General features: G+C 41.3%; 12 protein-coding genes. 4 read left to right on the top strand and 8 right to left on the bottom strand.

Annotated elements, in window-relative coordinates:
• Positions 1-154: 154 nt before the first annotated feature.
• Complete coding sequence (locus tag KEF85_RS15540) at positions 155-1,699, top strand: glycosyltransferase family 39 protein (protein ID WP_215582126.1); 1,545 nt, start codon at positions 155-157, stop codon at positions 1,697-1,699.
• Positions 1,700-1,737: 38 nt separating this feature from the next.
• Here KEF85_RS15540 and KEF85_RS15535 read toward each other — a convergent pair whose 3' ends face one another.
• From KEF85_RS15535 to KEF85_RS15500, 8 genes are all read right to left on the bottom strand, one after another.
• The gene (locus KEF85_RS15535) at positions 1,738-2,733 is read right to left on the bottom strand and encodes a glycosyltransferase family 2 protein (RefSeq protein ID WP_215582125.1); all 996 of its coding nucleotides are present in this window, start codon (positions 2,731-2,733) and stop codon (positions 1,738-1,740) included.
• Complete coding sequence (locus KEF85_RS15530; RefSeq protein ID WP_215582124.1) at positions 2,721-4,265, bottom strand: MATE family efflux transporter; 1,545 nt, start codon at positions 4,263-4,265, stop codon at positions 2,721-2,723. The genes KEF85_RS15535 and KEF85_RS15530 overlap by 13 nt, the downstream gene beginning before the upstream one ends.
• A gap of 327 nt (positions 4,266-4,592) precedes the next feature.
• On the bottom strand, positions 4,593-5,462 hold the full coding sequence (locus tag KEF85_RS15525; protein ID WP_215582123.1) for a glycosyltransferase family 2 protein: 870 nt from the start codon (positions 5,460-5,462) through the stop codon (positions 4,593-4,595).
• A complete protein-coding gene (locus KEF85_RS15520) occupies positions 5,431-6,678 on the bottom strand; it encodes an O-antigen ligase family protein (protein WP_215582122.1) in 1,248 nt (415 codons plus the stop codon). The genes KEF85_RS15525 and KEF85_RS15520 overlap by 32 nt, the downstream gene beginning before the upstream one ends.
• 58 nt (positions 6,679-6,736) lie before the next feature.
• Positions 6,737-7,867: an O-antigen ligase family protein gene (locus KEF85_RS15515; protein ID WP_215582121.1), complete on the bottom strand. Its 1,131-nt coding sequence runs from the start codon at positions 7,865-7,867 to the stop codon at positions 6,737-6,739.
• 390 nt (positions 7,868-8,257) lie between these two features.
• Positions 8,258-9,487: a glycosyltransferase family 4 protein gene (locus KEF85_RS15510; protein ID WP_215582120.1), complete on the bottom strand. Its 1,230-nt coding sequence runs from the start codon at positions 9,485-9,487 to the stop codon at positions 8,258-8,260.
• A 16-nt stretch (positions 9,488-9,503) separates the two neighbouring features.
• A complete protein-coding gene (locus KEF85_RS15505; RefSeq protein ID WP_215582119.1) occupies positions 9,504-10,550 on the bottom strand; it encodes a glycosyltransferase in 1,047 nt (348 codons plus the stop codon).
• Between the two features lie 21 nt (positions 10,551-10,571).
• Complete coding sequence (locus KEF85_RS15500; RefSeq protein ID WP_215582118.1) at positions 10,572-11,006, bottom strand: oligosaccharide flippase family protein; 435 nt, start codon at positions 11,004-11,006, stop codon at positions 10,572-10,574.
• Between the two features lie 462 nt (positions 11,007-11,468).
• Here KEF85_RS15500 and KEF85_RS16965 point away from each other — a divergent pair, with 462 nt between their 5' ends.
• From KEF85_RS16965 to hda, 3 genes are read left to right on the top strand one after another with little or no spacing between them, the layout of a single operon-like run.
• The gene (locus KEF85_RS16965; RefSeq protein ID WP_281413651.1) at positions 11,469-11,594 is read left to right on the top strand and encodes a hypothetical protein; all 126 of its coding nucleotides are present in this window, start codon (positions 11,469-11,471) and stop codon (positions 11,592-11,594) included.
• A 55-nt stretch (positions 11,595-11,649) separates the two neighbouring features.
• The gene (locus KEF85_RS15495; protein WP_215582117.1) at positions 11,650-11,994 is read left to right on the top strand and encodes a DUF2069 domain-containing protein; all 345 of its coding nucleotides are present in this window, start codon (positions 11,650-11,652) and stop codon (positions 11,992-11,994) included.
• Positions 11,995-11,999: 5 nt separating this feature from the next.
• The gene (gene hda, locus KEF85_RS15490) at positions 12,000-12,704 is read left to right on the top strand and encodes a DnaA regulatory inactivator Hda (protein ID WP_215582116.1); all 705 of its coding nucleotides are present in this window, start codon (positions 12,000-12,002) and stop codon (positions 12,702-12,704) included.
• Positions 12,705-12,808 lie beyond the last annotated feature (104 nt).

Below are 12,808 nucleotides of genomic sequence, written 5' to 3'. Positions count from 1 at the left end.
AATAGGGTTTGCTACAACGAGTCATGCATTGCAAGGCCAGATACACTATGAAATTATTTGGCATTGATTGCTACCTCTTTTTCGGATTAATTAGGCACTTAAATCATAGATCAGGCTTTAAAAATACTTGGCTTAATATTTAATTATAGGCTTCATGATGGCGTATACCAACAGTTATATTGGTTTGCTGAAAATAAAAACAGGCGACAAAAAAAATTTTTTAAAATTTTTTGCTATTGCTTGTTGTCTATTTAGTTTCTCGCTTGTTTTAAAGGGAATTTCTAAAAACTATTCCTATTGGGTTGATGAGATTTTTTCAGTTTCGTGGGGTAGTGTGGAAATGCAAGAGATGTTCCGCACAATGATACTAAATGATGTCCATCCGCCTTTGTATCAATTTTTGCTAAATATATGGATACACGTTTTTAATAATGAAGAATGGGTGACCAGATCTTTAAGTACGATTTTTGCCTTTTTCTCGATTTTCTTTATTTGGCAGAAAGGAAAGAAGATATTTGATGAAACAGTAATTTATATAGTAATAATTTTCTTTGTTACCCACATTTTTTTTGCAATCTATGCACAAGAAGCTCGATCTTATGCGATGCTTTTGTGTTTTTCAAGCGTTTTGACTATCAGTTTTATTTGTACGCCGGTTTTAAATTTACATAACAAAGTGTCTGATGTTTTATTGTTGTGCTTTTTAGCGCTTTGTTTGTCGTTGACGCATTATTTCGGGCTTATTTATTCTGGATTAATATTGGTTGCATCGATATATTTGAGTCGTAAGGACGTCAAAAAATCCATACCATATTTTATTGCCGGATGTATTTTACTGATTTGGCCAATAATACATATAGGGATTGGAACATTAACTAATAGAGCAGGTGGCAATTTTTGGATTATTTCCAATGGACCGCAAACCACGGTATCGATCTTTGTCGAGGCCATGTTGCCAGTGATCAATCGTGTGTTGCAAAAAATGGCAAATACACTGTTGGTAGAAGACATTGTCGCTGTGGTTTTTGTTGGTGTCTGCTTTTTTTATCTGCAATTGCTGTTTAGAAACAAGGTTAAATTCAATACCCTGAAAAATTCTGACCGAAAAATATTTAATGCTTTGGCATTGGTAGGGATGGCTTTTATTTTTAGCTTGATGTTGATTGATTCGGTCAGTCCGATTTCAACACCAAGAAACTTTATCGTGCTTTTGCCGCTTTTTTCGATATTGATAGCGCTTCTTGTTAGAGAATTTATAAAGTCCCCGGTTATAATATTTGCATTCTGTTCTGTTTTTGCTGCAGCTAATGGCTATCTATATTATCAACTTTGTATTGCCGGAGTCGATTCTGCCCAGAACAATATAGCAGCTTCAAAAACCTTTTTAAAATTAAAGAAAGAATGTCAAAATTGTGCGACTTATTTTGTTATAGAGCCAAATACCACTGAACAAGATACTATGTTTAGATTTCATGAGGCAACATTTTATCTTTTTAAATTTGGCCTATCTTATGCAGATTCTCCCAAACCGTTACGCTGTGACAATTTGAATAATATTAAACCGCCATTTATTATTTTAATGCAATACTGCGGCAAAGACATCGAAAAAAATGTTATTGATGAGTTTAAAAGTAAACTGGGGAATAACGTTTTAGGTTTTACCCATTCGGTGAAAGTATTGTATTCATTAGGGCATTAAACAGTTTGTCGATTTTCCCTACTAACTGCTAGCATTATTTAATCCGGTTTGCCTACTATTGGAAAGCCATGTGCGCGCCATATTAATTTTGTGGCGTAGATATAAAGCTTGGCAATAAAGTTCAATGTTTGATTTTGATACAGCCTTTTCTCAAAACCACTTAACTGATCCAGGCTTTCCTGGGAAAGATTGTCGAACAAATAATTAACAAGGGCATAATCTTTTTCCTTTAGTGCGCAGATGATTCTTTGTCTAAGATCATAGCGAAAGAAAATTTCGAATAACTCTGCTTTGTCCGTTTTAGCCTGCTGGCTTAAGGAAAAAGCCTGGGTAAGATTATAAAAATTCACGATATGTTCGATCAGATTTGTCCGTTCTGCATTTGACAGCCCGGTTATCTGTCCCTGTACGCCATTATTTTTTATTGCCAAGGCAAATCCCACATAGACAAAATCTCCTAAAAACGCCAGGCGGTTGAAACAGCTCCAGTCTTCGCAACATTTCATACCGGGCGGGAAAGCATCGCCGCCGTCAATTTGCATCAGAGCGATTTTGGCAACCACTGTGGCGCTGATATGTGGCATGGCTTGCGGGTTTTCAAAGTAACGGGCTATTTGGATTTTATTCCGGTAGCGATTCAATGAAGCATTACCTGCTTCGCCGTCCATAATGTTACGGTGCCAACTTGGACAACCCCAAATTACCGCATCCGGAAACTGTTGAATGGCTTCGCGCATTTTTTGCAGATAACCTGGCAACCATTCGTCATCGGCATCCAGAAAGGCTATGTAGTCATAATTGGCCGATTTAACTCCGGTATTACGGGCGACACTGACGCCCTGATTAACTTGATTGATAATACGGATACGCGCATCGCCAGAGGCAATCTTGCTGATAATCTCCAGGCTGTTATCAGTCGAACCGTCATTGACTATCACTACCTCGAATTCGCTAAAGGTTTGGGTCAATACCGCAGTCAGGGTGCGGATAATAATATGTGCCTTGTTATAAAGCGGGATGACTACGCTGAACATTTTTTGATTCTCAATTTGATAAGAATGGTAGACAGTAATGCTGTGATTTGCTGTTTTTCACCGGGTGAAAATCCGAACAGGTATACTATCAGCAAGTAGCTTAAACTACTGGTAAGCGCTGTGTAAATACATCGCCAAAGGCTGGGCTCTAAATAAATATATGGCAGACAAGATAACCCAAAAACAAAACTAAAGCTGAGCCAGCAGCGAAATAACACATTAAACAGGAATGTGGAGACCGGCAATCCGCAGTTTTTAACGGTGTAATAAAAAATAATGACTGAAGCAAATATGGCGTAAACCAGAAATACCACATAGATGTAATAGGCAGGAAAGCCTAACTGGAATAAATAGTAGGTTACTGGTAACGGCAATAGCGTCAATAGCGAGCTGGCGAGCTGGTAAGGTCTGATATTGCCCACTGCGGCAATCGCAGACACTAACGGAAAAAACAGATGCTCAACTAGGCTGCGCACTAACAGCAGACGGCAAAACATCACCGTAGAATCCGGGATGTTTTTCAACCATAGCTCCAGAATGTACGGCATTTCAATCAATACCGGAATGTGCAGGGCCATGATCAAAAAAAACGACAGTTTACTGCCCATCATGGTGGCCTTCAGCATCAGGGCCTGATTGCCGGCACCAGCGCTTTTGTCTATCAATGGATTTAAGGCCTTCAACATATTGGTGGACAATACGATTAACTGGCCGTTAAGTTGGTTGGCTACACCTTGGGCAGCATTGATGGCTGTGCCGAAAAACATGTTCAGAATGATACCCTGGCCGTAATTGGTAATCATTGTGCTGGCGGCCCCCAGAAACGACCAGGCCCCGAAGCTGGTCATCTGCCTTAGTAAGATAGTGTCGAAGTGTCGCACCGGCCGCAACGTACATTCCTGATAACGCCAGTGGCAGTATCCGACCCGGATTATCAGCAAAAATACCGGCAAAGCCGCCATCAAAGCGCCATAGCTTAGCAAATGATCGAAACTGCTATAGCCGATGGCGAACACAATCAGCAGCTTTAATACAGATTCGATAATGGCCATGAACGCAATGAATGTCATGTTTTCATGAGAGGTGATGATGGCATCATAAGGTACCGATATAATGGTGAACACCATGCTGGCGACCATAAACTGGTAGATATAACTGGCAACTTCCATACGATTTGCCGGTATGTTTAAAATGCCGTTAAAGTAAATATGACCGCCAATTTCTAGTAATACCAGCACCAATATTGCAGTAGCCATGTGCAGAATGATGCTCATGTTGAAAATGCGTTTGAGTTTACCGATTTCCCCCGCGCCCTGAGCAAAAGACATGAATCGCTGGGTGGCACTGGCCAAGGATGCGTTCAAAAAACCCAGCAAGGAAATAGCCCCGCCTATTAGCCCGAAAAGCCCATAGTTCTCAGCACCGAGTACAGCCAGAGTCAAGCGCGTGGTGTAAAGAGCAATCAGTACTGTGATTGCCATTCTGGCGTAAAGTATGCCTGTATTTTTGACCACACGTTTTGAATTGTCCATGGTTGGTATTTTGGTTTTAAGAAATTTATCTGTTAGTGCAAATTGGCTGGGTATAAGCTACGTTATGCCTGTCTGAATGTGATCAAGCTAATGATTTTATTTTATTTGGGCAGTATTACCAACAGTGTATGCCTGGCTAAGCATTTTTTGATATAAGCTTCCGAGATAATCAAAAAGCTTGGTTTTGGCTTTTAACGGCATCACTCGGCGGTACTTGCCGATGAAATTAGTACAGGCCGTTTTATTTTTGAACAGTCAGCTTAGAATATACATATTCTTATGTTGGTTATTGACGCATAAAGCCAATAAATATTGTTCAAGAGTCGGTTATAAATAGGGTTTGATAAAAATTTTAAAGTATCCACCCGAAATACGCATTAAATCAATCATAAAATATACCGGAAAATACCATTTTGGGCAGTTATGCCAACCAAACCACCAACGCGCTGGTAAATAAGCCGGTGAGCGGATGCTGGTGAAATAATTGACGAAACTGCTAAGCGAAAACCGGTTGAGTACCTTAACTATGCCGGTGGCCTGAATATAAGAAAAAACCTGACAATCCCGGCAGATATAAATTGGGTAACCCGCTCTGGCGGCTTTAAAAGTGAAATCATAATCAGCGGCATAATGCGGTAAATGGATTTCATCAAACAATCCCAATTGTCTAAATACCTGAACTGGAAATAAGGTACCACGTCCGGAGGCGTGGGTCACCGCTATCACATCTGGATAACCAACTACATGTTGTTTAGCATGGTCTACAGGATATGCGGTGCCATGAAACCAATTTTGCCGATAGCCGGGTTCTATCAGTTTGCCGCTGCTGATATCGTGTATTACTGAAGTAATTATCGAGTTTGGAAATTGGCTAAAATGGATGGCCAAATTTTGTAGATAATTTTCTGGCACTTCATTATCGTTGTTCATGGTCAGCAAACCATCATCAGCCGCTGCATGTTCGAGTGCATAAGCGAGGCAGCGATTGATGGCACCGGTCCACCAGAGGTTACTGTCGGCGTTAAGGACTACCATATCGGGGAATTGTGCCTGGATAGTAGCAGTAGTGCCATCGCTGGAACCATGATCACAGACCACGACCTGAAAATTTCTAAAACTTTGCACCTGTAAGGATGCCAGGCATTTTAAAGTGTATTCAATGCGATTAAATACGGGTATGCAAATCCAGATTTTCATATTGGCTATGCTGATACAATAAATTTGTAAAGACGATTATAAAAATAAAAAACACACCTATAGTCATCGTGCCTCTAAGAATAGATGATTCGGCAAAGTTATGCAAAATAATCATAATTAAACCGGAGTTCAAAAAAATACAGTCGTACCTGTATTTCTTACGTAATTTAAATTGATAGTAAATGGTTCTAAAAATTGTAGCAGCCAGTAAAAATATGCCGATAATTCCGCCTTTTAGTAGTATCTCTATAAAGCCATTGTGTAAGTGAGACATCTGATACCTTTGTTTATATTGTCGTTCCGTAACCTGGCGTAAATCGTCGAATCCGTAGCCAAAAAATAAATGATCCTGAATAGACAAAAAAGCAATGCGCCATAATTTAGTGCGACCGGTTAAGGTGGCATTTCTGCCGCCGGTTTCCAGTATGGAACTAATCAAATCCGGTAAGCTTTTATAAAAACCTAGGATAGTGATGAATATTAAAATAATAGATATAATAGTAAACATCTTGACTAGAAAATTGAGATTAGCCAGTTTGTAAGAATAAAAAACATAACAGGATATGGCTAAAGAAGAAAATAGACTGGTGATGCTGTCGGCTTTTAAAATAACATAATAGCCCATTGCTAGGGCTATTAAGGTTGTTACTCTTTTTAAAAAACTCGTTGCGCTAAAATAAAGATTTGAGGCTAACCAAATCAACACTAACGCTGTTACTCCCAATACATTAGGGTGGGTGGTTATGCCTATCCAACGAGGGTAGCCAAAATTAACGGTATCGATACAGACTTGTGGAAACAATAGTGTTGTGACAATATTGGCAAAAATGAATATAAAAAACAGCTGAAACAATCTTCTAATTAACAGTCTTCTATCATTAAAATAAACCATAATAACTGTTACAGAAATGGTCATTATGGCTAATAGTGCGGTAAAGTTTTTTACCGTATTGATGGGACTCGAAGACCACGCGGAAGAAACTAATACATATAGAATCAGCGTTACAAACAGTTTATTGTTCAGAAATGCCGTAATTACTTGCTGCATATTAAATAAAAAAATAAAGGCAGTAAGAAATAAATAAATTCTGTGAAAAGGAAGCCGCTGATCAGCACGTACATGGCCTAAAGTAATATCAATGCCTATATTATCCAAAACCAGATACAAGGCAAAAGTAAATATTACCAGGTTTTTAAAGGTAATAGTGTTAGCCATATGGGCAAAGATAAGAAAATATTTTCATTTTAAGGTTGTAAAATAACCGGTAAAGGATTCATGAATCTGGCTGTTTTGGATAGATTCTCAAAAAACTGGTTGAAACAATAATCAAGATTAATATTATGCTTAATGCGCTCAAGCCTTTTAAAATTGAAGATTCGGTAATGTTATGAATTAATACCATAATGAACCCGGTGTTTAAAAAAATAAAATTTTCGCGGCGTTTCACTCGGATAAACATCTGTTCAAACAGTGTTTGCAAAAATATATATAACAGTAATATACTAGCAATAATGCCGCCTTTAACCAATATTTCTATATAGCCATTATGCAGGTGCGACATCAGCAGGTGATATCTTTTAGTTAAACCATCAAGTTCGTCAAAGCCATAGCCGATAAGAGGACTATCTGAAAAAGCGCTTAAGGATTTATCCCATAAAACGGTACGTCCAGAAAAGTTAGAGCTGCGCCCGGCAGACTTAAAAGCAGTAGAGGTGATATCTACATCATCCAAATAAATAAAATAACCAAATAACACCACGATTACCCCCAATGTAATCAGTATTATTTTGATTGGCAAGCTAAATCGATTGAATAAATAATAGTAACAAACAACTTCAATTACAATGAATGAGTCAACCAGGCTGGTCATGCTGTCTGCTTTAATAATTACAAATAATGAAATACAAGTCGCGGTTATAATGGCAATTTTTTCCAGAAAGCTTTTAGTCAAAAAGAATAGATTTGACGACAGCCAGATTAAAATTAAACCTGTGGCACCCAGAGCATTAGGGTGAGTGGTAATGCCCACCCATCTGGGTTTGCCAAAATCTTTGGTATTAATGGCAATTTCTGGATGAGTATAAGCAAAATAAATACTGCCTATATTCATGAAAATAAATAACCAAAACAGCCAGCGGATTAAGGAGGTGTTTTTGTCGGCAAATGCGATAGCTGTCAGTATGGAAATAAAAAACGCTGAGATCAGAAATATAAATGATTTGATGACGGTTGGTGAGTTTTCAGCCCAGAGTGCGGAAAGTAATGTATATGAAATTAATGCAATAAGGGTCTTGTTTTGTCGGCAGACCATCAACACCTGTTGACCATTAAAAAATACGATCAGAGCAGTAATAACAATTAATATTCTGTGGAATGGATAGCGTTCCACATCTGGATTTAACATAATGTCAACGCCAAATGTGCCCCAAAATATATATAGACATAAAGTAATAATAGTAAGGGTTTTAAATCTTACGGATATATGCATAAAGTTACCTGTTGCTCATCTTTATATAGTAGCTATATTTAAATTCAAACCAATCATTGGTTTGAAGGGCGTGTTTGTCCATTATTAACATCATGGTTAGTGCTTATTAAGCTAAGTGAGCAATGATTCGTGCTGCGTTGTCGGCTGCCGATTTGCTCAATACTATTATCGTGATGACTATTTGCCGAAGTCAGTTTATGAATATCATGGTCAAATATATATTTGCACCGATCAGGCATTGCGTATTCTAATCAACAACTGGTAGAAAAACTTCAAGATATTCATCTTATCCTGTTGGTATAAGTGTTAACTAACCGAGGTAGCCGATTGCAACAAAATTTGTCGGCACAAAGCCAAATAAGCATCAGCTACCTGGATTGAGCCAAACAGTTGTCGGGCACGGTGAAATCCGGCGGCGGAGCGGATCGCATAATCCTGATCCATAGCAGCCTCGATCGCTGTCAGTATGGCATGGGCATCATTGATATCCGTCAAAACTGCACAAGACACAGTATCATTATTATCCGCTCCTACAACCCAGGGCACAGCGCCACTGAACTTGCCCGCCACGATAGGCAGACCTAGCGCCATCGCTTCGGCCAACACCACGCCAAACGATTCTTCCCGCGCCGGATGCAATAATAAATCCAGCTTGTCTAACTGGCTAATCAGTTGTCGATGCGGGGTAGCGCCATGAAACACTATGCCGGAGCTGATGTTCTGCTCTCTGCACCAGATTTCCGCCTCTTGACCCGAACCAAACCCATGGCCATAAACATGCAGTTTCGCCAGCGGTTGGTTGGCATGGAGCATGGCAAAAGCCTGCAAAGCCGGTTTAGGGTTTTTACGCGCATCCCAGCCATTGCAGATTAGGCCGATTTGCCAACTGTCAGGTGTCTGGCGGATATGACCACTGCTAAGCACATAATCAGCAAGTGGATTCGGAACGACAGCAATTTTCGACCGAACATAGTGCTGCAATTGCTCTACCATGTATTCAGATACCGTAGAGAAATGACTGCCGCGCCTAAATACTTGGCGAGCCATCAGATAACGTATGGCTCGATAAGGATACGGGCTAAAACGCAACACCACTGCCGGTGCGTCGTGGCAGCTGATTAAATGCGGCAGCCCTGTCTTAATGGCCGCCAGAGCAAACTCATAGCTCCAGTGGGCATGAATGATATCGGGTTGGGCTGCGCTGATGGCCTTAGCCAGCAGCCGTCTTTCATAGCCAAACGCATCCAGCGCCCGGCCCGGACGCCAACTGTTGGGGCGCCAGGCATGACGGCGTTGGGCGCAAATGTACAAGTCAAAATTGGTACCCTGCGCTTTAACGATTTGCTTATCCGGGTACATGCCGGTATCAGTGGTAAACGCCGATACTTTATGGCCCTGCCTTAACAATTCGGCAATCAGCACACTGGTAAATGGTGCGTCACTGTTACCTTTGGGCAAGTCATCCGTAGTGCCTGACAAAAGATGGGCGACATGTTCGGTAGCAATCGGGGCGGCAATGGCAATATGTAGAGTCATGATAAACTGAGTGTGCTTAGTTAGTTATCGCCAGTTGTTCCTGAATAACCGTCACTATATCCCGGTATACCACGCTGGCCTCTAAGTGTTCACGAGCATATTCTGCGGCCTGAAACCCCAATTCGTTGCGGTGTTCTATAGGCAGGCTTAACAGGTAATGCGCTACATCAAGGGCTTCGGATGGGCTTTTGATGATGAATAAACCGGGGATATTGGCAAAAATATGCTCATAACCGGCCTGGTAATTTGTGATATGCGGCACTCCGCATGCCAGACTGATAGGCAGGCGATCTGAGGCATACATGGCAATATCGTCGTAGTGTCCCCAGTTAACACTCATCCAGGCATCGCGTATGACTTCCCCTTGTTTATCAAAGGCGATGCCGCCTTGACAATAAGGTACGCCAGACCAGCCCTGATGGCCGCCATATACCCTGAAGCGGTTGCCCAAGTGCTTATAGAGTATTTCCGCAGTGCGCTTTCGTTTACGTCCGCCCGGTACGTAAAGCCAGGGTATGCGTTTTAGACAGGGTAAATTGGCGATCATGATGGCATCATAAGTTCGACTTAGGGTAGGTTGCCAAGGTGTGCCAAAGCGTTGACTATCATAAGAATGAGGGGCAAACCTGATTTTTCTGGCGCCTGCGGCATAAGCCATATCCGTTAAAATTCCGGCTCCGACCAAATAGCAAATGTCAGTCTCGGCAATTACCGCGCGTAGTGTTGAGTCCATACGTTTGATGATGCGGCCATAAGGATCAGCTTCATAAAGTATCAATTTTGGTTGACTGGGAATGGCTTTAAGTTTTTGTAAAAAAACTCTATCCATTGGGTAATTATTATCAGGATGCTGGATAAAAATCACATCCGGTGCAAAGGCGCGGGCTGTTGCCACGAAATCGTCCAAGGCATCTTGATGGCTGGACAGATTTTTTTGTCTGACCAGATAAGAATAAGTAGTATAAGCAGAAAAAACCCCCTGCTGATGTAGTTTTTCGAACGCCATACGCGGCCCGATCTGATCGCCTTCTTTGTTTTCGTTTGGTACATAAAGCCAGCGCATGAAAGACCTCTTAATATCGGATTAACTAAATTTAGGAAATAGTTTGGTAACAATGGGAGCGTGATCGACCAAAGTGTCTCGCCGGTAACGGCACAGCAACATAATAATTACAGAAAAAACCAGCATCAAAACTGTTAAAACCGTTGAGAAACAGCCGATCAAAAAATTGAGCCCCAGAGCTACAATAAATAGGGTAAATTCGGCCAAGCCATAAAAGCATGCAAAGAAGGGTGCAGCACGCAGGGTCAGGCAAAAGAATAGTAAAGAGATACCAATCGATGCACTTAGCGCAGCAGCTATGTTGCCGAATGATTGCTGTAGCTTTTGAATAAGAGTTGGTGCTGAACCCATTTGCGCGAAAAAATCGAAAAAAAACGGGCCGATGTGGGCGCCAAAGCTGGCCTTATCAAGTAGGCGAACCATAACAGCTAAGAAAGCCAGCTGGGAATTCGTCATAAATATGGTCGAAAAAGCCCCCCAGCTCACGCTCAAAGCTAGCTTTTTTATCCTGAACATAAAGTGTGCGGCACAATCTTTAAGGGTAGGCTATGACAAAGGGTGTCATGCGTAAATATTGGCAAGCGGCTAAGCTCGCGCTGTCGAACAGCTCGAAAAATAGTGCCTGTACTGACAATACAGATTTCTGGTGGGCGGATGTCCATTTCTACCAAATTCCCAAAAGTTATAAGCTGTTAACGGCTAGCGCAATTAAGTGAACCCGATGATGGTTTAGGAAAAACATACCGGTATCTTATATTCTAAAGGATATCACATACTGACATAGTCCGGGAAAACTCGTCTGAGCAGATGCAACTCGGCATTGTGGCAAAATTAGGCAATTCTATCTGGTGGAATCATCTATCGCTGCATTGAGCAAGACAGCAATTAAACTCAGCTGACTGCCATTTTAATGCCAAAATGAACGAGGGCTATTCGGCGCTGGCTGTCGAATACACCTCATTCTGCAAACTCAGTTGGTTGTCCGATGCGGAGTCTGTGATTGCTACAGATCGACTGTTTACAGCAACTTGGCAGTTGTTATGATATTTTAAGCGCCGGTTAACCGGTTTTTACACCCGAATTTGGATATTGTTTGATTATGCAGCGAGTCTATTACCACTATGTGGCCAGCGCCGGATTTTTCGGCTTGTTTCTATTGCAAATGGCTTGGCATACTGTTTTATTTCCCAGTCAAGGTTTTCCGACCGCTATATTATTACTGATAAGTGTGGGTCCTTTGCTGTTACCGTTCAGAGGGTTTCTAAGAGCGAATTTGAAAAGCTGCACATGGATGACTTATTTGAGCTTACCCTATTTTGCTCATGGCGTAGCGGAAGCTTATGTTAGCGTCCCAGAGCGTCCTTACGCCCTACTGGAACTATTGTTCAGTTTATTGTTGTGTTTTGGTGCTGGCATGTATGTTTACAAAGCTGAAAAAATCTGAAATCGATGGGCAAACAAGTAGCTTTACAGTTTGAGTTTCAAGCTAACCAGACGTTTGATAGTTTTTTTTTCGGTAATAATGCGGAAATAATAAGTCAATTACAGCGCTTGGCTGAGGGTGGTTCGGAACAACAAATTTATGTTTGGGGCGAGACCGGCAGCGGTAAAAGTCATTTATTGCAAGCCTGTTGCCAGCAGGCAAAATTATTGGGCAAACAACCATTTTATTTGCAATTCCCCAAGGATAAACTGCCTGAGCCTGAAATATTGGATGGATTGGATATGCTGGAACTGGTTTGTCTGGATGATATCCAGAATATTGCCGGACATCCGCTCTGGCAGCAGAGTCTCTTCAATTTCTATAATCGCCACCGGCAAAATAATCATCAGCTATTGCTGGCGGCAGATTGTCCACCCAAATATTTAGCTTTTGAGTTGACGGATTTAAAAACCCGAATGGCCTGGGGCTTGACTATGAAAATCCAGGCTCTGCGTGACGATGAATTGATAGCAGCCTTGACCCATAAGGCCCATTATTTGGGTTTTGATATACCTGCTTCGGTTGGACGGTTTTTATTGCACCATTATGTGCATGAATTACCTGCCCTGTGGCTGCTTTTGGAAAAAATAGATCGTGCCACACTGGCAGCCCAGCGTAAGTTGACCATCCCATTCTTAAAGAAAATTCTGGCTGAAGAGCAGGGGTTTTAATCGCTTGGCAGAGTCACTCATTCAGCAAAGAAAATCCCGCCTCAACCGCTAAATATCAGGATGATGCAAACTGCAAATCTGAATACTCTACCGCAAAACTGGTC

The sequence above is a fragment of the Methylomonas paludis genome, from assembly GCF_018734325.1.
Classification (GTDB): Bacteria; Pseudomonadota; Gammaproteobacteria; order Methylococcales; family Methylomonadaceae; genus Methylomonas; species Methylomonas paludis.
This window is presented reverse-complemented; position numbering and strand designations above follow the sequence as displayed.